Annotated in this window: 25 protein-coding genes; 19 read left to right on the top strand and 6 right to left on the bottom strand. The window is 66.9% G+C overall.

Annotated elements, in window-relative coordinates:
• The first annotated feature begins 108 nt into the window (after positions 1-108).
• The gene (locus GPX89_RS17680; RefSeq protein ID WP_328601942.1) at positions 109-963 is read left to right on the top strand and encodes a glycosyltransferase; all 855 of its coding nucleotides are present in this window, start codon (positions 109-111) and stop codon (positions 961-963) included.
• Between the two features lie 66 nt (positions 964-1,029).
• Here GPX89_RS17680 and GPX89_RS17675 read toward each other — a convergent pair whose 3' ends face one another.
• Together GPX89_RS17675 and GPX89_RS17670 are read right to left on the bottom strand one after the other, a co-directional pair.
• Entirely contained in the window at positions 1,030-1,536 is a 507-nt protein-coding gene (locus GPX89_RS17675; protein ID WP_157388631.1) for a DUF5666 domain-containing protein, read from the bottom strand.
• A gap of 83 nt (positions 1,537-1,619) precedes the next feature.
• Positions 1,620-2,228, bottom strand: a complete 609-nt coding sequence (locus tag GPX89_RS17670; protein ID WP_157388630.1) for a hypothetical protein — start codon at positions 2,226-2,228, stop codon at positions 1,620-1,622.
• Positions 2,229-2,478: 250 nt separating this feature from the next.
• Here GPX89_RS17670 and GPX89_RS17665 point away from each other — a divergent pair, with 250 nt between their 5' ends.
• Positions 2,479-3,135 carry an LppU/SCO3897 family protein gene (locus tag GPX89_RS17665; protein ID WP_157388629.1) on the top strand — a complete coding sequence of 219 codons (657 nt, stop codon included), beginning with the start codon at positions 2,479-2,481 and terminating at the stop codon, positions 3,133-3,135.
• Between the two features lie 14 nt (positions 3,136-3,149).
• Here the strand turns inward: GPX89_RS17665 and GPX89_RS17660 are convergent, their stop codons facing one another.
• Positions 3,150-3,626 carry a hotdog fold domain-containing protein gene (locus GPX89_RS17660; RefSeq protein WP_157388628.1) on the bottom strand — a complete coding sequence of 159 codons (477 nt, stop codon included), beginning with the start codon at positions 3,624-3,626 and terminating at the stop codon, positions 3,150-3,152.
• 200 nt (positions 3,627-3,826) lie between these two features.
• Here GPX89_RS17660 and GPX89_RS17655 point away from each other — a divergent pair, with 200 nt between their 5' ends.
• The 13 genes from GPX89_RS17655 to GPX89_RS17595 all read left to right on the top strand — a co-directional run bounded on the left by GPX89_RS17655 (position 3,827) and on the right by GPX89_RS17595 (position 10,898).
• On the top strand, positions 3,827-4,249 hold the full coding sequence (locus GPX89_RS17655; RefSeq protein ID WP_157388627.1) for a hypothetical protein: 423 nt from the start codon (positions 3,827-3,829) through the stop codon (positions 4,247-4,249).
• 489 nt (positions 4,250-4,738) lie between these two features.
• Complete coding sequence (rpsJ, locus tag GPX89_RS17650; RefSeq protein ID WP_003938093.1) at positions 4,739-5,044, top strand: 30S ribosomal protein S10; 306 nt, start codon at positions 4,739-4,741, stop codon at positions 5,042-5,044.
• Between the two features lie 14 nt (positions 5,045-5,058).
• Complete coding sequence (gene rplC, locus GPX89_RS17645) at positions 5,059-5,724, top strand: 50S ribosomal protein L3 (protein ID WP_157388626.1); 666 nt, start codon at positions 5,059-5,061, stop codon at positions 5,722-5,724.
• On the top strand, positions 5,721-6,392 hold the full coding sequence (rplD, locus tag GPX89_RS17640; protein ID WP_157388625.1) for a 50S ribosomal protein L4: 672 nt from the start codon (positions 5,721-5,723) through the stop codon (positions 6,390-6,392). The genes rplC and rplD overlap by 4 nt, the downstream gene beginning before the upstream one ends.
• Positions 6,389-6,694 (top strand): 50S ribosomal protein L23, encoded by a 306-nt coding sequence (gene rplW / locus GPX89_RS17635; protein ID WP_033091018.1) that lies wholly within the window; start codon positions 6,389-6,391, stop codon positions 6,692-6,694. Before rplD ends, rplW begins: the two co-directional genes overlap by 4 nt.
• A 32-nt stretch (positions 6,695-6,726) precedes the next feature.
• Positions 6,727-7,557 (top strand): 50S ribosomal protein L2, encoded by an 831-nt coding sequence (rplB, locus tag GPX89_RS17630; protein WP_120741268.1) that lies wholly within the window; start codon positions 6,727-6,729, stop codon positions 7,555-7,557.
• Between the two features lie 14 nt (positions 7,558-7,571).
• Entirely contained in the window at positions 7,572-7,853 is a 282-nt protein-coding gene (gene rpsS, locus GPX89_RS17625; RefSeq protein ID WP_019931198.1) for a 30S ribosomal protein S19, read from the top strand.
• Positions 7,850-8,251: a 50S ribosomal protein L22 gene (gene rplV / locus GPX89_RS17620; protein WP_040804205.1), complete on the top strand. Its 402-nt coding sequence runs from the start codon at positions 7,850-7,852 to the stop codon at positions 8,249-8,251. Before rpsS ends, rplV begins: the two co-directional genes overlap by 4 nt.
• Positions 8,252-9,058: a 30S ribosomal protein S3 gene (gene rpsC / locus GPX89_RS17615; protein ID WP_033091021.1), complete on the top strand. Its 807-nt coding sequence runs from the start codon at positions 8,252-8,254 to the stop codon at positions 9,056-9,058.
• A 3-nt stretch (positions 9,059-9,061) separates the two neighbouring features.
• Positions 9,062-9,478: a 50S ribosomal protein L16 gene (gene rplP / locus GPX89_RS17610; RefSeq protein WP_157388624.1), complete on the top strand. Its 417-nt coding sequence runs from the start codon at positions 9,062-9,064 to the stop codon at positions 9,476-9,478.
• Positions 9,478-9,717 carry a 50S ribosomal protein L29 gene (gene rpmC, locus GPX89_RS17605; protein WP_157388623.1) on the top strand — a complete coding sequence of 80 codons (240 nt, stop codon included), beginning with the start codon at positions 9,478-9,480 and terminating at the stop codon, positions 9,715-9,717. The genes rplP and rpmC overlap by 1 nt, the downstream gene beginning before the upstream one ends.
• Complete coding sequence (gene rpsQ, locus GPX89_RS17600; protein WP_157388622.1) at positions 9,714-10,010, top strand: 30S ribosomal protein S17; 297 nt, start codon at positions 9,714-9,716, stop codon at positions 10,008-10,010. Before rpmC ends, rpsQ begins: the two co-directional genes overlap by 4 nt.
• 297 nt (positions 10,011-10,307) lie before the next feature.
• Positions 10,308-10,898 carry a hypothetical protein gene (locus tag GPX89_RS17595; RefSeq protein ID WP_157388621.1) on the top strand — a complete coding sequence of 197 codons (591 nt, stop codon included), beginning with the start codon at positions 10,308-10,310 and terminating at the stop codon, positions 10,896-10,898.
• Here the strand turns inward: GPX89_RS17595 and GPX89_RS17590 are convergent.
• Positions 10,889-11,296, bottom strand: coding sequence for a VOC family protein (locus GPX89_RS17590; RefSeq protein ID WP_157388620.1), 408 nt, complete (start codon positions 11,294-11,296; stop codon positions 10,889-10,891). The two genes, GPX89_RS17595 and GPX89_RS17590, sit on opposite strands and share 10 nt — an antisense overlap.
• A 41-nt stretch (positions 11,297-11,337) precedes the next feature.
• A complete protein-coding gene (locus GPX89_RS17585) occupies positions 11,338-11,796 on the bottom strand; it encodes a MarR family winged helix-turn-helix transcriptional regulator (RefSeq protein WP_157388619.1) in 459 nt (152 codons plus the stop codon).
• 140 nt (positions 11,797-11,936) lie between these two features.
• Here GPX89_RS17585 and GPX89_RS17580 point away from each other — a divergent pair, with 140 nt between their 5' ends.
• Positions 11,937-13,163, top strand: coding sequence for an MFS transporter (locus tag GPX89_RS17580; RefSeq protein WP_157388618.1), 1,227 nt, complete (start codon positions 11,937-11,939; stop codon positions 13,161-13,163).
• A 79-nt stretch (positions 13,164-13,242) separates the two neighbouring features.
• Positions 13,243-16,608, top strand: a complete 3,366-nt coding sequence (locus tag GPX89_RS44650; protein ID WP_235947484.1) for a 3-carboxy-cis,cis-muconate cycloisomerase family FAD/NAD(P)-binding protein — start codon at positions 13,243-13,245, stop codon at positions 16,606-16,608.
• A 13-nt stretch (positions 16,609-16,621) separates the two neighbouring features.
• Here GPX89_RS44650 and GPX89_RS17565 read toward each other — a convergent pair whose 3' ends face one another.
• A complete protein-coding gene (locus GPX89_RS17565; RefSeq protein WP_157389132.1) occupies positions 16,622-17,020 on the bottom strand; it encodes a DUF5997 family protein in 399 nt (132 codons plus the stop codon).
• A gap of 87 nt (positions 17,021-17,107) precedes the next feature.
• Between GPX89_RS17565 and GPX89_RS17560 the strand changes: the two genes are divergently transcribed.
• Together GPX89_RS17560 and GPX89_RS17555 are read left to right on the top strand one after the other, a co-directional pair.
• Positions 17,108-18,076 (top strand): LysR family transcriptional regulator, encoded by a 969-nt coding sequence (locus GPX89_RS17560; RefSeq protein ID WP_157388617.1) that lies wholly within the window; start codon positions 17,108-17,110, stop codon positions 18,074-18,076.
• 186 nt (positions 18,077-18,262) lie between these two features.
• On the top strand, positions 18,263-18,787 hold the full coding sequence (locus tag GPX89_RS17555; protein WP_198347483.1) for an EXLDI protein: 525 nt from the start codon (positions 18,263-18,265) through the stop codon (positions 18,785-18,787).
• The last annotated feature ends 60 nt before the right edge of the window (positions 18,788-18,847 follow it).

Genomic DNA, 18,847 nt, shown 5'->3' with positions numbered 1-18,847 from the left:
GTCGGGAATCCCGCCCGCGGATCACCCGGCGTGGGGGGATGGAGCGCGCGAAAACGTGCTTCTCCGTGAAAATTTGGACCAGCCGCCCCCGAGCCACCTGGACATATCGTGTCGCAATCACACGCCGCCCCGCCCGTGCTGTCGGTCGTCGTACCCGTCTTGAACGAGGCCCCGGTCATCGAACGCTGCCTGCAACGCCTCGTCACCCAGGACGCGATCGACGAGATCATCGTGGTCGACAACGGCAGCGACGACGGCAGCCCCGAGATCGTGCGCGCCTTCGCCGCCGCGCACCCCAAGGTCGAACTCGTCCACGAACACCACCGCGGCATCACCCCCGCGCGCAATACCGGATTCGACACGGCGAAAGGCGATTTCATCGCCCGCACCGACGCCGACACCCTGGTCCCGCCGCATTGGGGCCGCACCATCCACGACTTCCTGACCGAGCATCCGGAGACCGCCGCGGTCACCGGCATCTGCACCTACCACGACTCGCCCGTCGGCTTCCTCCTGGATTTCGGTGTCTACCTGCAGGATCGGCGCGGCAAGATCGGCGGCCCGGTCGGCAACATGTACGGACCGAACATGGCGCTGCGCCGCGACGCCTGGCTCGAGGTCCGCGCGGACACCCAGGTCCGGGTCGACGTCGCCGAAGACCTGGACCTCGCCCTGTGCCTGTCCAAACGCGGCCTGCGCATCGACCAGGTCAAGGACATGCACGCCCTCACCTCCGCGCGCCGCCGCCGCACCAGCCCCCACCACTGGTGGCGATTCCAGCTCATGGGCCTGCGCACCATCGCCCACCACGGCTACCGCGTGCTCCCGCTGCACCGGGTGCTCATCGTCGCCGCCTGGACCACCCACACCCTGCAATGGCCGATCTACCGGTTCTGGGACTTCGACCGCAAACGCTTCGCCCTGCGCCCGGGAGCCGCCCGCCGGTCCGCCGTGGGCCACTGAAAACGGCAAGTCCGCTGTCCCGCAGCGGACTTGCCGACAAGTTATAGGTGCAATCCGGTTCCGAACTCACTTGGTGGGCGGGGTGGCCGACGAGGACGTGGGCGGGGCGCCGTTGCCCGAACTGGACGGCGTCCCATCGGGATTGCCGCGAGCACGCGCATGAATGATCCGCGTGGCGGCGATGGTCCCGTTGGATTCATGGCCCTGCACCATGACCTGATCCCCGACCGCGAACTGCGCGGCGGTCTCGCTCTTGGACTTGGTGCCGAATTCGGTGGTGGGGGAAATGGTCACGGTCTCGGTGCTGCCGTCCTGCTTGGTGATCATCCAGGATCCGGACCCCTCGGTGGTGATCTTGCCCCCGATGCCCCGTCCACCCCCTCCGTGCCCACCCGGACCTTGCTCCTGACTACCGCCTTTCGCGGCATGATCACTCGGCGAACCGCAGGCCGCCAGGCCCAGCGTGGCCGCGACCGCCACCGCCGACCCCGCGATCGCGAGCGTGACGCGACCGGGCCGACGCCGCCCTCTCGGGGTCCGGGAACCGTCCGCGGCAGGTATTGAATCTGTCATGGCCGCAACGCTATTGACGGTGACTGTGAGTTCCCTCGGCGTCGGCTGGTGAGTCACTTTCAGCTCGGTGCGAGACCGGTCGGTCAGGGACGGCCGGTCAGCACGGCGGTGACGGCGTCCAGGAACGGTTGCCCGCCCGTCGCGTACCCGCCCGCGATCCCGCCCACCAGCAGGCCGATCGGGCCGGTCAGGAGGCTGAAGAAGCCGAGTCCGAGGACGGTCCCGATCAGCCCGCCCAGCACGCCGCCGACCGCGACCGCGGCCACGTTCTGATTGACCTCGTTGATGAGCTGTGTCATGGAGCTGACCGGCTGCATCTCGCTGATCTCGGTGGCGGTGACCGCGGGCGTGAGCACGAGCCGGTGGCCGTCGTCCGAGATCGCCCGGTCGACCTGGACGGCCGCGCCGGCGATCCGATAGGCCAGCGGGATCCGCGCCACCACGGCGCCCGTGTCCGAGGTCAGCATGACCTCACCGCCGTCGGCGGTGGTGGTGAACGCGCCGCCGGAGACGGTCGTGGTCAGCACCCGGGAGAAGTCGGAAACGGTTGCGCGGTAGCCGATGCCGTCCTCGACGCCGGTCGCGATCTGCTCGGGGAGAGTGGTTGGTGGCTGTGCCGGCGCGGTGGCCGCGGTGATCCAGACGGTGACGCCGGCCAGCAGGGCGGCCGCGGTACAGGTGCCGAACTTCATTCAGGATTTCTCTCTCGCCGGGTGGTACTTCAGCGATCGAACTCTGGTGCCGTGGAGGGTAATTCGCGAGCCCCGCCAAATCATCGTTATGTAATCGTGATTTGGTCGTAAGACCAGCCGCTGTTCTAAAAGATTCGAAATTCACAATTCGACGCGCCGTGTCCGGTCGTGTAGGAAATGTCGTGTTTCTCGGATCGACTTCGGACGCGGGTGGGCTTGGTTCGATACGGCAGCTGTGGAGGGTGAAGGCATGTCGCGGCGCAAGGGCCTGGCCGGAATCACGTTGGCGTGCTTGCTCGCCGGCGCGATGCTCGCGGTGGTGGCGGGACTGTTCACGATCCTGCTCGCCTCGCTCGGCCATCGACGGCCGGGGCCGGTTCCGGACGAAAACCTCGCCGCCGCGAACACATCGGTGAGAGTCTCTCCCGAAGACGCGGCCCCGCAAGGAAATACCGAACCCGAGAGCGGGGGCTTCGCCTCCGCCGTCCACCGGACGGCCACCGTGCGAATTCCCGGACGGAACGTGAATGCCGGTGACTGCGTGGAATTCGGCGCCGACGCCACCCATATCGAAAAGGTCGCCTGCGGCAGCGGGAATTCCGGCTACAAGGTGTCCGATGTGGCGGCGCAGGGCGGACGATGCCCGCGCGACGCCGACCGCACCGTCGCCCGCCCCGTACCCGGCGCGCCGGACACGCTCTGTCTCGACATCGATTGGGTGGTAGGCGATTGCATGGACCTGACCGCCGGGAACGCCCGGCGGACGGACTGCGCCGCGGACATCCCCGACAGCGTGCGCGTGGTGCAGATCGAGCAGGGCACCGCCGACGTGAACACCTGCTCCGCGGGCAATCGCGGCTTCGTCTACGACGAGCGGCGGATCGTGGTCTGCGTCAGCTCCCGATAGCCCGCGCCGGACCTCTACTTGGGCGTCACCCAGGTGGTGATGTCCGCGTGCACGACCTCGACGCCGTCCTTGTCGAAGATCGACACCGGCACCACCAGGTCCTGACCTTCGGTGATGAGCGAGAAGTCCGGCACCTCGGGCAGTTTCGCGACGGCCCGCAGCCCCGAGTTCGCCTTGGCCAAGTACTGCACGTTCATGGCCTTCGGAATCCAGCGATGCGTCTCCGGCACGGTCGCCTCCGACAGCATCCCCATCGCCACCTCGGCCAGATTGCACGCCGCGATCGCATGGAAGGTCCCCAGATGATTGTGGATCCCGAACCACTTGGGCGCGGTCACCTCGCACACCCCCGGCTCCAACCGCACCACGCTCGGCAACACGGTCCCGAAGTACGGCACCCGAGCCACCATCCCGAGCGAGAACAACGTATGCCCGATCCGATTGTCGGGAAGCTTCTTCCACCCGCGATACGTAGCGGTCTCTTTAGCCATACCCGTATCTTACTCATAAGTAAGTTCGACGGAAGCGCGGTGTTCCCCGCCCTCGTATAGGTAGTCGAATCGGTCACTCGTCGATTCGAGCTCGCGAGACCGGTTGGTTTTGAGTTAGCTGGACAGGTTGCGCCGGGGGCGCGGCTGGGCGCCGACGCCATACCGGTCGGCGGTCGGGGAAATCAGGAGTTCTTCACATCATGCGTATTCGTACCGCGGTGGCCACGGTTGGCATCGCACTCGCGGGGGCGGCTGCCGCCACCACCGCATCGGCCGGCTCGGCGGCCGCCTTCACGCCTTACATCAACCCGGGCGGCGGCATCATCGTCGGTGTGGCCCTCAATCACGACGAGACCGTGGCACTGGCCAACAGCTGGATCCCGGCGGCCATCACCCAGGTCAACAGGGGGCACGACCTGATCGCGCCCGACCCGTACTTCTCCGACATCCCGGTGTACAACGGCACGACCTACGCCACGCTGTCGCAGGCCGTGGGCGAGGCCGCCGATACGCCGGGCGGTGAGGTCAGCCTGAACGTGGTCGACCCCAACGTGCACCACGGCGGAAACTTCCTGCTGGTCGAGGATCTCGGCGGCTGGGACTACTACCTCGGTGACCGCTGACTGCTGGATCCGAGACGGCCGGTGCGGGAATCGAGTTCCCGCACCGGCCGTCGCGCTTTCACGACCCGTTGTGACCAGGGCCATTGGCTCGAGGGTGGGGGAGGGGGCGATTTGAAGTCGCCCCATGGCTCGAGGCATACTGTTCGGGTTGCCCACACCGGGTTGCGTCTTTTCCGTTGGATCAGCGCAGGTCGTGGGTGAGCAAGACCCAATTTTGCACCCCGCTGGATTGCGGCGTGGGTGCGTCCGGAACAATGTTCCGAGGCTTACAGGATTTTGGTCCGGGCCGAGGAATGGGCGGCGGAGCGACACGCCCGACCGCGTGGACCGGATGAACCATGACAGATGAACAGCGGCGATGGATCGGGCCCAGGTGGGCCGGTCGTGTGGTGGCTGATGCGTCTTCGTGTGTTCGGGCTGTGCAAATGAGGGTGGTACGGGAGCGAAAGCTTCTGGGCCACAACGTAAGCGGAGAAAAGGACACTCAGCGTGGCGGGACAGAAGATCCGCATCAGGCTCAAGGCCTACGACCATGAGGCGATCGACGCGTCTGCGCGCAAGATCGTCGAGACGGTGACCCGTACCGGTGCCCGCGTCGTCGGCCCGGTGCCGTTGCCCACCGAGAAGAACGTGTACTGCGTCATCCGTTCGCCGCACAAGTACAAGGACTCGCGCGAGCACTTCGAGATGCGTACGCACAAGCGGCTGATCGACATCCTCGACCCGACGCCGAAGACGGTTGACGCCCTGATGCGCATCGACCTGCCGGCCAGCGTCGACGTCAACATTCAGTGACGGGGTATTCGACTATGACTGACAACAAGAGCCGTCCGGCCGCGGGCATCCTGGGCACCAAGCTCGGCATGACCCAGGTCTTCGACGAGAAGAACCGCGTCGTTCCCGTGACCGTCGTCAAGGCGGGCCCGAACGTCGTCACCCAGATCCGCACCGTGGAGCGCGACGGCTACTCGGCCGTCCAGGTCGCCTACGGCGCCATCGACCCCCGCAAGGTGAACAAGCCGGTCTCCGGCCAGTTCTCCAAGGCCGGTGTCACCCCGCGTCGCCACATCGCCGAGCTCCGTCTCGCCGATGTCTCCAACCTCGAGGTCGGCCAGGAAATCGGCGCCGACGCCTTCGAGGCTGGTTCCTACGTCGACGTGACCGGCACCTCCAAGGGCAAGGGCTTCGCGGGCACCATGAAGCGCCACGGCTTCCGTGGCCAGGGTGCCTCGCACGGTGCGCAGGCCGTGCACCGCCGCCCGGGTTCCATCGGTGGTTGCTCCACCCCGGGCCGTGTCTTCAAGGGCATGCGCATGTCGGGCCGCATGGGTAACGACCGCGTCACCACGCAGAACCTCTCGGTCCACAAGGTGGACGCCGAGAACGGCCTGCTGCTGATCAAGGGCGCGATCCCGGGCCGCACCGGCGGCATCGTGATCGTCAAGAGTGCAGTGAAGGGTGGTGCCCGGGCATGAGCACCGAGACCAAGACCAACCTGACCCTCACGGTCAAGGCCGCCGGCGGCAAGACCGAGGGCACCGTCGAGCTCCCCGCGGAGATCTTCGACGTGACCGCGAACATCGCGCTGATGCACCAGGTCGTCGTGGCCCAGCAGGCCGCGGCTCGCCAGGGCACGCACGCCACCAAGACCCGGGGCATGGTCTCCGGTGGTGGCAAGAAGCCGTACCGCCAGAAGGGCACCGGCCGCGCGCGCCAGGGTTCGACCCGTGCGCCGCAGTTCGCCGGCGGTGGCACCGTCCACGGCCCGCAGCCGCGTGACTACTCGCAGCGTCTGCCCAAGAAGATGAAGGTCGCCGCGCTGCGTGGCGCCCTGTCGGACCGGGCTCGCAACGAGCGCATCCACGTGATCACCGAACTGGTCGCGGGTCAGACCCCGTCGACCAAGGTCGCCAAGTCTTTCCTCGCCGAGCTGTCGACCCGGAAGAACATCCTGGTCGTCGTCGGTCGCGAGGATGTCACCGCGTGGAAGAGCGTGGCGAACCTGCAGGGCGTGCACCCGATCGCCCCCGACCAGCTGAACACCTACGACGTCCTGAAGTCGGACGAGATCGTGTTCTCGGTCGAGGCGCTCAACGCCTTCGTGCACGGCCCGGCCGAAGCTGCACAGGAGGAGAGCAAGTGACCACCATCGCCGATCCCCGCGACATCCTGCTCGCGCCGGTGATCTCCGAGAAGTCCTACGGGCTGATCGAAGACGGCACCTACACCTTCCTGGTGCACCCGGACTCGAACAAGACGCAGATCAAGATCGCCGTTGAGAAGGTTTTCGGCGTCAAGGTGACCAGCGTCAACACCGCCAACCGTCAGGGCAAGCGCAAGCGGACCCGCTTCGGCTACGGCAAGCGCAAGGACACCAAGCGCGCGCTCGTGACGATCTCGGCCGACAGCAAGCCCATCGAGATCTTCGGAGGCCCGGTCGCGTAAGCGGCGGGGACTTCAGAAAGGCAGAAGAACTCATGGCAATTCGTAAGTACAAGCCGACAACCCCGGGTCGCCGCGGTGCCTCGGTCTCGGATTTCGCCGAGATCACCCGCTCGACCCCCGAGAAGTCGCTGCTGCGTCCGCTCACCAAGACCGGTGGCCGTAACGCGCAGGGTCGCATCACCACTCGTCACAAGGGTGGTGGCCACAAGCGTGCCTACCGTCTGATCGACTTCCGTCGCCTGGACAAGGACGGCGTGCCGGCCAAGGTCGCTCACATCGAGTACGACCCCAACCGCACCGCCAACATCGCGCTGCTGCACTTCGCCGACGGCGAGAAGCGCTACATCATCGCGCCGAAGGGCGTGACCCAGGGCACCCGCATCGAGTCGGGCCCGGGCGCGGACATCAAGCCGGGCAACAACCTGCCGCTGCGCTCGATCCCGACCGGTACCACGATTCACGCCGTGGAGCTGCGTCCGGGCGGTGGCGCCAAGCTGGCGCGTGCCGCCGGCATGTCGATCCAGCTGCTGGGTAAGGAAGGCGCCTACGCCGTCCTGCGTATGCCCTCCGGCGAGATCCGTCGCGTCGACGTGCGCTGCCGCGCCACCATCGGCGAGGTCGGCAACGCCGAGCAGTCGAACATCAACTGGGGCAAGGCCGGCCGTATGCGGTGGAAGGGCGTTCGCCCGACCGTCCGTGGTGTGGTCATGAACCCGGTCGACCACCCGCACGGTGGTGGTGAGGGTAAGACCTCCGGTGGTCGCCACCCGGTCTCCCCGTGGGGCAAGCCCGAGGGCCGCACCCGTAAGCCCAACCGTCCCAGCGACAAGCTCATCGTCCGCCGCCGCGGCAAGAAGCGTTAAGGAGGAGGTTAGACATGCCACGCAGCCTGAAGAAGGGCCCGTTCGTCGACGAACACCTCCTCAAGAAGGTGGACGTTCAGAACGAGAAGGGCACGAAGCAGGTCATCAAGACCTGGTCGCGTCGTTCCACCATCATCCCGGATTTCATCGGCCACACGTTCTCGGTCCACGACGGCCGCAAGCACGTGCCGGTGTTCGTGTCCGAGAACATGGTTGGACACAAGCTCGGTGAATTCGCGCCGACTCGTACGTTCAAGAGCCACGTCAAGGAAGATCGGAAGAGCAAGCGGCGATGAGCACTGAAACTCAGAACCCGACCGCGCGCGCGACCGCGAAGCACGTTCGCGTGACCCCGATGAAGGCTCGCCGCGTCGTGGACATGGTCCGCGGCCAGCGGGTCGAGGACGCGCTGAACATCCTGAAGTTCGCGCCGCAGGCCGCCAGCGAGCCGGTCGCCAAGGTTGTCGCTTCGGCGGCCGCCAACGCCGAGAACAACCTCGGCCTGAACCCGGCGACCCTGGTCATCTCGACGGCCTACGTCGACGAGGGCGCGACCATGAAGCGTTTCCAGCCGCGGGCCCAGGGCCGCGCGTTCCGGATCCGCAAGCGCACCAGCCACATCACCATCGAGGTCGAGAGCGTGCCCACCGCCGGCGCTGCCACTCGTAGCCGCCGGAAGGGAGGGGCAAAGTAAATGGGACAGAAGATCAATCCCCATGGCTTCCGCCTCGGTATCACCACCGACTGGAAGTCGCGTTGGTACGCGGACAAGCAGTACGCGGACTACGTGAAGGAAGACGTCGCGATCCGCAAGCTCCTCGCCACTGGCATGGAGCGGGCCGGCATCTCGAAGGTCGAGATCGAGCGCACCCGTGACCGTGTGCGTGTGGACATCCACACCGCGCGTCCGGGCATCGTGATCGGCCGTCGTGGCGCCGAGGCCGACCGCATTCGCGCCGAGCTGGAGAAGCTCACCAAGAAGCAGGTTCAGCTGAACATCCTCGAGGTCAAGAACCCCGAGTCGGATGCGCAGCTGGTTGCTCAGGGTGTGGCCGAGCAGCTGTCGAACCGTGTGGCGTTCCGTCGCGCGATGCGCAAGGCCATCCAGTCGGCCATGCGTTCGCCGAACGTCAAGGGCATCCGTGTGCAGTGCTCCGGCCGCCTCGGCGGCGCGGAAATGTCGCGCTCGGAGTTCTACCGTGAGGGTCGCGTGCCGCTGCACACGCTGCGCGCCGACATCGACTACGGCCTGTACGAGGCGAAGACCACCTTCGGCCGCATCGGCGTGAAGGTCTGGATCTACAAGGGCGACATCGTCGGCGGCAAGCGTGAGGTCACCGCGGTGGCCCCGTCCGGCCGCGACCGTGACGACCGCCCGCGTCGCGAGCGTCCGAGCCGCCCCCGTCGCAGCGGTGCCCAGGGCACCACGGCGACCAGCACCGAGGCCGGGCGTGCCGCGACTGCCGTCGCGGAGGCTCCGGCAGAGAACCAGGAGGGCTGACCTATGCTGATGCCCCGCAAGGTCAAGCACCGTAAGCAGCACCACCCGAAGCGCAACGGCATGGCCAAGGGCGGCACCGCGGTTTCGTTCGGCGAGTTCGGCATCCAGGCTCTGGAGCCGGCCTACGTGACCAACCGTCAGATCGAGTCCGCTCGTATCGCGATGACCCGCCACATCAAGCGTGGCGGCAAGGTCTGGATCAACATCTACCCGGACCGCCCGCTGACCAAGAAGCCGGCCGAAACCCGAATGGGTTCCGGTAAGGGTTCGCCCGAGTGGTGGATCGCGAACGTGAAGCCCGGTCGGGTCATGTTCGAGCTTTCTTACCCGAACGAGGAGACCGCTCGCGAGGCCCTGCGCCGCGCGATGCACAAGCTCCCGATGAAGTGCCGCATCGTGACCCGAGAGGAGCAGTTCTGATGGCTACCGCCAATCCGGCCGCAGAGCTCCGCGAGCTCGACAACGAGGCGCTTGTCGCGAAGCTGCGCGAATCCAAGGAAGAGCTGTTCAACCTGCGCTTCCAGATGGCGACCGGTCAGATGACCAACAACCGTCGCCTGCGTGTGGTCCGCCACGAGATCGCCCGCATCTACACGGTCATGCGCGAGCGCGAGCTCGGCCTGGCCTCCGGTCCTGAAGGCAAGGGAGACGCCGCATGAGCGACGTAAAGGGCCCGGCCAAGACGCCGGCCAAGCAGGAAGAGCGTGGCTCGCGCAAGGTGCGCATCGGCTACGTCGTTTCCGACAAGATGACCAAGACCATCGTGGTCGAGCTGGAAGATCGCGTGAAGCACAAGCTTTACGGCAAGATCATCCGCACCACCTCGAAGGTGAAGGCCCACGACGAGAACGAGATCGCCGGCATCGGCGACCGCGTGCAGCTGATGGAGACCCGTCCGCTGTCCGCCACCAAGCGGTGGCGTCTGGTCGAGGTCCTGGAGAAGGCCAAGTAAGCCTGCTCCGTGACTTGATCGAGTCATAGAACATCGGCCCGCTTCCCAGTAGGGAAGCGGGCCAATGTGTTCAAGGGGGGGAGGTCCCGCTTCCCATCAGGGAAGCGGGCCAATGTGTCAAGGGGGATGAGAGGTCCCGCTTCCCATCAGGGAAGCGGGCCTTATCTATTTCTGGGCATTTTTCTGTGAGTCCGTAGTTGATATGTGGGCATCTGTCCGAGTGTGACCAAACCGAAACACTGTATGTCCAAAGGGAATTAGCGTGTCGCCCCGTCGAAGCGCTAACTTGGTTGGGCTATGAGGGATGCTGCAACGACTTCGGGTGCCTGGCGTACTAATTCCGACGAGACGGTGACCTTCCGCGACGCTTCCGTCGCGTGGGCACTGGCCGCACATGAGGTGCTGGCCGAAACTGCTTCCGGCTACGGCCATTTCGTGACCGTGAACGAACTTGCCGAGCAGATTCAGGAGATGTCCGGTATCCGGACCAATGCCCCCACGCGCACCTGGATGGACGCCATCCTGCGCAAGGTGGCGCGGCGTTGCCACAATTCCGCCGAGCCGCCGCTGACCTCCCTGTGCGTCAAGCAGAACCACAAGGTCAGCGAAAGCTACAAGTACGTCCTCGAATTGGCGCACCTGCCCATCCCCGCCGACCTCGAGGTGCACGCCGCCTACGCCCGCTGGCAGTGCTACGCCGCCTACGGTGCGGACATCCCCTCGGACGGCGGCATCCCGCCCCTGATCCCGCGCAATGGCGGCGCGCCCCGCCGCGTCACCGCGGCCGGCCCGGTCTCCACCCCGAAGCCGGAGCCGGAGGCCCGCAAGGCCGTCTGCGCCTCATGCTTCACCGAACTCCCCGCGAACGGCGTCTGCTACTACTGCTGAGGCTGAGCGTCCTTGTGGCACACGGCTTCCAGCATGATCCCGTCGAAGCCGGTCCAGAACGTCGCGTAATAGGGCGGCGGGTACTGCGGGAATTCCTGTGGCACATGCAGGATTTCATCACCGCGCCCGGCCGCCCATTCGTGTACCCGCCGTACCGCGTCCCGGGTCGGCACCATGAACGCCAAATGCTGGAGTCCCGGCAGCGAGCGTGAGTACCCCGGCGTCTCGGCCGGGTAGAAGAAGACATACGTCCCGATCTTCCGCGCGGCGGGCCAGTAGGCGAACTGCGTGTCATCGGCCAGCAGCGGCTCGTAATCCAGCAGCGGCATCAACTCGTCGTAGTACTTCCGCGCACCCGTCAGATCGCTGACGTTGATCCCGAGATGACCCAGTGGCATGTTCTCGAACCTACCGGCGAAAGCTGTTGGGGGAGTGCCTATCAGACCGGGGTCTTCAGGTTCTCCAGCGTGTGCACCAGCGGGGCCAGTTCGGGGTTCTCGGCGGCGGCGGTGAGGGCTTCGCGCAGGGCCTTCGCGTTGGTGGGGCGGGCGGCTTCGAGCAGTTCCCGGCCGGAGTCGGTGACCTTGGTGTAGATGCCGCGGCGGTCGTCGGGGCACAGGTAGCGCTCGAGCAGGTGGCGGTCCTCGAGGCGGGTCACCAGGCGGGTGGTGGCGGATTGGGACAGCACCACCGCGTCGGCGACCTGCTTCATCTGGAGCATGCCGCCCTTGCCGTCGTGCTGGCGGGAGAGGACATCGAGCAGTGAGTACTCGCGGACGCTGAGGTGGTGGGCCGATTGGAGGGCGCGTTCGACGTGTGCCTCGATCTTGCCGTGCAGCAGGGACAGCGCGCACCAGCCCTGCGACAGGGCGGTCATGGCGGGGTCGGTGGCGGTCATCGCGTTTCCTCTGGTCGGGAGGGGATTACCACCAGGATAGCCGACGTCTGCAATAGCAAGCGCTTGCAAGTAACGCGCGTCTGCAACTATTGTGTGTGCACGTATAGCGCTCTTGCAACTTCTTGTCGGAAGGTTTTGTCATGCCACTCGCGCTGCTCGCCCTCGCCATCGGGGCCTTCGGGATCGGCACCACGGAATTCGTGATCATGGGCCTGCTGCCGCAGGTCGCGGGGGACTTCGGGGTATCCATACCCACCGCCGGGTGGCTGGTCACCGGGTACGCGCTGGGCGTCATGCTCGGTGCGCCGGTGATGACCGCGCTCGGCACGAGGATCTCGCGCAAGCGGATGCTCATGCTGTTGATGGGCCTGTTCATCGCCGGGAACCTGCTCTCGGCCGTCGCCCCGGTGTTCGGCGTGATGCTGCTGGGCCGGGTGATCGCCTCACTGGCGCACGGCGCGTTCTTCGGGATCGGGTCCGTGGTGGCCGCGGAGCTGGTCGCGCCGGACAAGAAGGCCGGGGCCATCGCCATGATGTTCACCGGGCTCACCGTCGCGAATGTCGTCGGCGTGCCGCTGGGCACGTTCGTGGGTCAGAGCCTCGGCTGGCGAGTCACTTTCGCGTTGGTGGCCGCGCTCGGTGTGGCCGGGCTGGTGGGCGTCGCCAAGCTGGTGCCGGATCTGCCGAAGCCGGAGGGCGTGCACCTGCGGCACGAGCTGGCCGCGTTCAAGAACGTTCAGGTGCTGCTGGCCATGGCCATGACGGTGCTGGGCTTCGGCGGTGTCTTCGCGGCGATCACCTACATCGCACCGATGATGACCGAGGTCACCGGCTTCGCCGACGGGTCGGTCACCTGGCTGCTGGTGCTGTTCGGCGCGGGCATGTTCGTCGGAAATCTGGTGGGCGGCAAGTTCGCCGACCGTGCTCCCGTGCTGATGCTGACCGCGTCGCTGGCGGGCTTGGCGGTGGCGCTGGGGTTGTTCACGGTGACCGCGCACGACAAGGTGGCGGCCGCGGTGACGATCTTCGCGATCGGCGTGCTCGGGTTCGCGACCGTACCGCCGCTGCAGAAGCGGGTGCTGGATCAGGCCCACGCCGCCCCGACGCTGGCATCCGCCATGAATATCGGAGCGTTCAATCTCGGAAACGCGATTTCGGCGTGGCTGGGCGGTCTGGTGATCGGCGCCGGGTTCGGTTACACCGCGCCGAATTGGGTGGGTGCGGCGCTGGCGGTATCGGCGCTGTTGCTGGCGTTCGTCGCCGAGGGGCTGGAGCGGCGCGCGGGCAAGTTTGCTCCGAATACCGTTCCAGCAAACAATATTTCGACAATTCCGGCTAACGAGGCGTACCGTACCGTTCATTCTTGAGCGCCTCTGCGGGCAGGTCTAATCTCGGCGGGGTGTCCGGATTCGGGCGTGGTTAATCGAGCGCGATCGGTGAGTTTGCATGCTCGACAATGTTTTACGGATCGCCATCGTCGGTGTGGGTCCCCGCGGGCTGAACGTCTTCGAGCGGATTTGCGCCAACGCCCGGCAGCTGGGTTTCTCCGCCGGTGTCGAGGTGGTGGCCATCGACTCGAAAAGGGTCGGTACGGGCGCGGTGTGGCGTACCGACCAGCCCGCGAACCTGCTCATGAACACGGTCGCGGAGCAGGTCACGATATTCACCGACGACAGCGTCGAGATGGCCGGTCCGGTGGAGCGCGGTCCCAGCCTCTACGAATGGTCGAACTTTCTGGCGAAAATAGGCAATTTCGCCGGACTGCCCGGCGGCGCATTCCAAGAGGCCCTGCGTATCGCGCCGGAAACGTATCCGCCGCGGGCCTTCTATGGTCATTATCTGCGTTGGGCTTTCGAGCGCACCCGCGACAGATACGCCGAATGGGTGCGCGTGCGCGAAATCGTGGCAACCGCCGTGGATGTTCTCGATGGGCCCGGCGGATTCCAGGAACTGGATCTGAGCACCGGCGAACGCCTGCGCGGCCTGCACGCGGTCGTGCTCACCCAGGGCCACCTGGCGGAGACCCCGCCCGCCACCCGCGGTTCCCTCGCCGATTCCGCACAGCGCCTGGGCCTCACCTACATTCCGCCCGGCAATGCCGCCGACGCCGATATGGACGCCGTTCCCGAACGCGAGCCCGTCATCATCCGGGGCCTGGGCCTCACCTTCTTCGACTACGTGGCCCTGCTGACCGCGGGCCGCGGCGGCCGGTTCAAGGAGTCCGACAGCGGCCTGGAGTACATCCCGTCGGGCCGGGAGCCGCTCATCATCACCGGCTGCCGGCGCGGCGTCCCGCATCACGCGCGCGGCGAACACCAGAAGGGCGTCACCGGCCGCTACGAACCCCTGCTCCTCAACGCCGACCGCATCGCCGGACTGCGTGAGCGCGCAAGGAGATTCGGTGACGTCTCCTTTCGTCGTGACGTCTGGCCGCACATCGCGCGGGAAGTGGAGTCCGTCTACTACACCCGCCTGATCGCCGACCGCGTCAGCCCGCACCGGCTGGCCTCCTTCCGCGACCGCTACCTGCTCGCCGCGACCGCCGCCGACGCCGGAGAACTGTTGAGCCGCTTCGGTGTTCCGGACGAGGATCGCTGGGATTGGAACGCCCTGACCAACCCCACCGGCGGCCGCTGCTTCACCGATCCCGCCGACTTCCACGCCTGGCTGCTGGCCTATCTGGACGCCGATGTGCACCAGGCTCACCTGGGCAATGTGGACGGACCGGTGAAGTCGGCCCTGGACGTGCTGCGCGATCTGCGCAACGAGGTCCGGCTGATCGTCGATCACGGCGGCATCGCGGGCTCGTCCTACCGTGACGACCTGGATCGCTGGTACACGCCGATGAACGCCTTCCTGTCCATCGGCCCACCGGCGCAGCGGATTTCGGAACTGGCGGCCCTGATCCGCGCGGGTGTGGTGCGGGTCGCGGGCCCCGGCATGCGGGTCCGGGCGGACAGCAGGCGCGAGTGCTTCGTGGCCGACTCGCCCCTGGTGGGCGACTCGGTGACGACGGCACGTTCCCTCATCGATGCCTGGATGCCCGTACCGGACCTGCATCGCACCGCGGATCCCCTGCTGGCCAACATGGTGCGCCGCGAGGAGGTGCGCGACTACGCGATCGCCTCCCCGGACGGCACCCGCTACCGCACCGGCGGACTGGCCGTCGCGCCCGGCTCGCATCACCCGGTCGACGCGCGCGGCCGAATCCATCAGCGCCGCTATGTCTTCGGCGTTCCGACCGAGGCGGTGCGCTGGGTGACGGCGGCGGGCCCGCGCCCCGGCGTCAACTCGGTGACCCTGGCCGACGGCGACGCCATCGCCCGCGAGATCCTCACCGCCCACCGCTACGAGGGTCCCGCCCCGAAACACTCCGGGGTGCAACGACATTCCGAGATCCCGGACGAGTGCGAAAGGCACGATATGACGGTGGAGTGCGGCCTGCTGGCCCCGGTCGGGGTGGGCACACCGGTGGAATCCCTGCTGGGAGACGATGCCTGGATCGAGGCCATGCTGGAGGTGGAACTGGCGCTGGCCCGCGCGCAGGCCCGCCTGGGCATGGTGCCCGACACCGTCACCGGCCATCTGGCACTGGCCGTGCGCGAGCACGAGTTCGACACCCGCGAGATCGCCCGCGCCTCCCGGGGTGCGGCCAACCCGGTGGTGACGGTCGTGGAGCGCCTGCACGACGCGGTCGCCGACGTGGATCCGGTGAGCGCCAACTACGTTCACTACGGTTCCACCAGCCAGGACATCCTGGACACCGCGACCATGGTGATCGCCTCCCGGGTGCTGGCCGTGGTGATCGCCGACCTGGACACCGTCCTGGCCGCCCTGGCCGAGCTGGCCCGCCGCCATCGCACCACCCCGATCGCCGGTCGCACGCTCGCCATGCACGCCGTGCCGACGACCTTCGGCGCCAAGGTGGCGATCTGGATGCAGGGCCTGCTGGACGCTCGCGAGCGCCTGACCCGCGTCCGCGCCACCCTGCCGGTCCAATTGGGCGGCGCCGCGGGCACTCTGGCCTCCTACATCGAATGCGCCCGCTGCGCCGATTCGGACCTGTCGCAGGCCCCGACCGGCGAGATCATGGAACGCCTGACCGGCGAGTTCGCCGCCGAACTCGCGCTCACGGTGAGCGCCACCCCCTGGCACACCGTGCGCACCCCGATCGCCGATCTGGCCGCCGCCCTGGCGCTGACCTCGGGCGCCCTGGGCAAGCTGGCCGTCGACGTGATCTCCCAGTCCCGCAGCGAGATCGCCGAACTCCTCGAACCCGCCGCCGCCGGCCGCGGCGAGTCCAGCGCCATGCCGCAGAAGCGAAACCCGGTGCTGAGCACCATGATCCGCGCCGCCGCACTGCAGGTTCCGGCTCTCGCCTCGACCCTGTTCGGCGCACTGCTGGCCGAGGACGAGCGTCCCGCCGGGGCCTGGCACGCGGAATGGCAGCCGTTGCGCGAATGCCTGCTGCTGGTCGGCGGCGCGGCCCACACCGCGGTCGAACTCGCCACCGGCCTGACAGCCGACGCCGACCGCATGACCGAGAACCTCTCGCTCACCGAGGGCCAGATCGTCTCCGAGCGGCTCTCGATCCGCCTGGCCCCCTTGCTGGGCAAGCCGGTCGCCAAGAAGACCCTGCAATCAGCGGCTTTCGAGGCCCAATCCACAACCCGCCCGCTGGTCGAGGTGCTGGCCGAATCCCCCGACATCGCCCTGTACCTCACCAAGCCCGAACTCGCCGACCTGCTTCGCCCCGAAAACTACCTCGGCGCAGCCCCCGACCTCGTCGACCGGGTGCTGCGCCGACTGTGACGCGCCGCGTGGACTACTTGCCTTCGCCGAATCGGTTCTTGGGCGGCCGGTTGGTCGAGGCGCGCCGGGTGGCTTCCTTCTCCTTGACCCGTTCGGCCTCCTTGCGGACCTCGATGAGGTTGTCGCGTTCGCGGATCAGCCATTCCGGCGGGTCGGCGAGGAGGGTATCGATCTCGGCGGCGGTCAGCGCGTCCGAGATCCCATTGCGGGCCAGCCCCGAATTGGAGATGCCGAGCTTGCGGGCCACCACGTCGCGCGGGAACGGCCCGTTCTTGCGAAGCTCGGTCAGCCATTCCGGGGGATTGACCCGCAGCTCTTCCAGCTGCGCGCGGGTGACGGGTGAGTTCCGGAATTCCTCGGGGGTTGCCGGGAGGTAGATGCCGAGTTTGTCGGCCGCGGTCAGCGGCTTCATGGTCTGGGGGTTCTTGTCCGGGCTCACCGATCAAGGGTATCGGGCGGCCCGGGCGAACCTGCTGGCCGGTGCAATAACCTTGGTCCAATGAGCCGTCTGGAGTCCATCGACACCACGCGCCTGCGCTGGTTCGTCGCGGTTGCCGAGGAATTGCATTTCGCCCGGGCGGCGCGCGGCCTCGGTATCTCGCGGCAGCGGTTGAGCGGAACGGTCATCGAGTTGGAGGAAGAGCTCGGTACCAAACTGTTCGTCCCGGGCGCGCAGCCCACGCAATTGAGCCCGGACGGGCAGGAAGTGCTGAGCGAGGCTCGCGCATTGATCGCCGCGGCCGACGCGGCGGAACCACGGGTGGAATCGGCCGCGACGGACCGGTTGCGCGTCGGTTTCGTGCCCGGCGTGACGGTCACCAAGTGGGAGCGCATCTGGGCCGACCGGTTCCCGGACATCGCGTTGACCTTGACCCCGATTCCGATGAAGGAACAGGAACAGGCGCTGCGCGAGGGCGCGGTCGACATGTGCTTCGTGCGCCTGCCCATCGACCGCGAGGGCATGAGCGCCATCCCGCTCTACCGCGAGCTGCCGGTGGTCGTGGTCCCCAAGGATCATCCGATCGCCCTGTTCGAGCAGGTCGCCACGAAGGATCTGGCCGATGAGCGCATGCAGGACGCCTCGGATCTGGACGACGCGGCCATGACGATGGAGTTGGTGGCCGCGGTCAGCGGCGCGGCGATCGTGCCGCATTCGATCGCCCGGCTGCATCACCGCAAGGATCTGGTCTACCGGACCGTCACCGATGTGCCCGAGACGGAGATCGCCCTGGCCTGGCCCGCCGCCAAGACCACCGAGCTGGCCGAGGAGTTCGTGGGCGTGGTCCGTGGCCGCTCGCAACGCAGTTCGCGGTCTCCGTCCGGTCAGCAGCCGGAGAAGAAGAAGCAGCCCGTGGCCAAGAAGGCCGTGGTGAAGAAGGCCGGGGTGAAGAAGGGCGGGGCCAAGAAACCCGCGACCCCGTCGCGGCAGGGTGGCGCCAAGAATCCGGGTAAGCGGCGCGGCCGCTAGATCTCAGGGGAAGTTCAGGGTCGAATCAGGGTTGCGCTATACGTATACGTCTACTTATAGTGACTGAAGTCGGACGTTGCGTCCGCGAACCCTGAGAAGCGATGCGGCACAGCGGATATCGACCCGCGGTGCCGTGTAGTACTCGCATGCCCATATGCGCATTCACTGATGATTTGGAGCACCCCAATGGACTTCGACAAGGACACCCAGGACACCGCCGCCACCACCGAGCTCGTGATCGACGCCCTCCCCGAGGGCATGCAGGAGGTCACCCTGCGCGTCGGCCCCGGCGGCGGCCGCACCCAGCGCTTCGTGGGCCGGCTGCTGTCGCAGGCGCACCGGGTCACCAAGGAGGGCAGCGAGACCGTGCGGGTGTACCAGAGCCGCAAGGGCAAGCTGGTCGTCCACAGTCACATCATCGACTGGAACGACTTCGCCACCGCCACCAAGCATGCCGCCCAGGAGAAGCGGGAGGAGTTCATCACCGCGAAGAACAACTCCGATTCCTCGGACTACTCGCCGATCATGAATTGGGCCAAGGGATTTAAAAACTGGCGCGAGATGCTCGGCCTGGACGACGATGGATACGGCGACTTCACCCTGGAGATCGTGGACTCGCTGGAAGAGCTGCGCGATCGGATCCCGGCGAAGGTCTACCGCATCGTCGCCGACGTCGTCGAGAACCCGTCCACTCAGGTCCTCGATATCTGATCACGGAGATATCGCAGCACGCATCTGAATAGCGCGGCCGAACCCTGAAAGGACTTCTCC

This window comes from Nocardia terrae (assembly GCF_009760405.1).
Classification (GTDB): Bacteria; Actinomycetota; Actinomycetes; order Mycobacteriales; family Mycobacteriaceae; genus Nocardia; species Nocardia terrae.
The sequence above is the reverse complement of the archived record's forward strand: the minus strand, read 5'-3'. Positions and strand labels throughout refer to the sequence as shown.

Excerpts from the sequence above, each read along its gene's own strand:
- GPX89_RS17585 (WP_157388619.1), bottom strand. The coding sequence starts at position 11,796 with ATGACCGCCACCGACCCCGCCATGACCGCCCTGTCGCAGGGCTGGTGC.
- rplP (WP_157388624.1), top strand. The coding sequence starts at position 9,062 with ATGCTGATGCCCCGCAAGGTCAAGCACCGTAAGCAGCACCACCCGAAG.
- rpsS (WP_019931198.1), top strand. The coding sequence starts at position 7,572 with ATGCCACGCAGCCTGAAGAAGGGCCCGTTCGTCGACGAACACCTCCTC.
- GPX89_RS17655 (WP_157388627.1), top strand. The coding sequence starts at position 3,827 with ATGCGTATTCGTACCGCGGTGGCCACGGTTGGCATCGCACTCGCGGGG.
- rplB (WP_120741268.1), top strand. The coding sequence starts at position 6,727 with ATGGCAATTCGTAAGTACAAGCCGACAACCCCGGGTCGCCGCGGTGCC.
- GPX89_RS17670 (WP_157388630.1), bottom strand. The coding sequence starts at position 2,228 with ATGAAGTTCGGCACCTGTACCGCGGCCGCCCTGCTGGCCGGCGTCACC.
- GPX89_RS17590 (WP_157388620.1), bottom strand. The coding sequence starts at position 11,296 with ATGCCACTGGGTCATCTCGGGATCAACGTCAGCGATCTGACGGGTGCG.
- GPX89_RS17560 (WP_157388617.1), top strand. The coding sequence starts at position 17,108 with ATGAGCCGTCTGGAGTCCATCGACACCACGCGCCTGCGCTGGTTCGTC.
- GPX89_RS17565 (WP_157389132.1), bottom strand. The coding sequence starts at position 17,020 with ATGAAGCCGCTGACCGCGGCCGACAAACTCGGCATCTACCTCCCGGCA.
- GPX89_RS17580 (WP_157388618.1), top strand. The coding sequence starts at position 11,937 with ATGCCACTCGCGCTGCTCGCCCTCGCCATCGGGGCCTTCGGGATCGGC.
- GPX89_RS17660 (WP_157388628.1), bottom strand. The coding sequence starts at position 3,626 with ATGGCTAAAGAGACCGCTACGTATCGCGGGTGGAAGAAGCTTCCCGAC.
- rpmC (WP_157388623.1), top strand. The coding sequence starts at position 9,478 with ATGGCTACCGCCAATCCGGCCGCAGAGCTCCGCGAGCTCGACAACGAG.
- GPX89_RS17665 (WP_157388629.1), top strand. The coding sequence starts at position 2,479 with ATGTCGCGGCGCAAGGGCCTGGCCGGAATCACGTTGGCGTGCTTGCTC.
- rplC (WP_157388626.1), top strand. The coding sequence starts at position 5,059 with ATGACTGACAACAAGAGCCGTCCGGCCGCGGGCATCCTGGGCACCAAG.
- GPX89_RS44650 (WP_235947484.1), top strand. The coding sequence starts at position 13,243 with ATGCTCGACAATGTTTTACGGATCGCCATCGTCGGTGTGGGTCCCCGC.
- rpsC (WP_033091021.1), top strand. The coding sequence starts at position 8,252 with ATGGGACAGAAGATCAATCCCCATGGCTTCCGCCTCGGTATCACCACC.
- rplD (WP_157388625.1), top strand. The coding sequence starts at position 5,721 with ATGAGCACCGAGACCAAGACCAACCTGACCCTCACGGTCAAGGCCGCC.
- GPX89_RS17555 (WP_198347483.1), top strand. The coding sequence starts at position 18,263 with ATGGACTTCGACAAGGACACCCAGGACACCGCCGCCACCACCGAGCTC.
- rplV (WP_040804205.1), top strand. The coding sequence starts at position 7,850 with ATGAGCACTGAAACTCAGAACCCGACCGCGCGCGCGACCGCGAAGCAC.
- rpsQ (WP_157388622.1), top strand. The coding sequence starts at position 9,714 with ATGAGCGACGTAAAGGGCCCGGCCAAGACGCCGGCCAAGCAGGAAGAG.
- GPX89_RS17675 (WP_157388631.1), bottom strand. The coding sequence starts at position 1,536 with ATGACAGATTCAATACCTGCCGCGGACGGTTCCCGGACCCCGAGAGGG.
- GPX89_RS17595 (WP_157388621.1), top strand. The coding sequence starts at position 10,308 with ATGAGGGATGCTGCAACGACTTCGGGTGCCTGGCGTACTAATTCCGAC.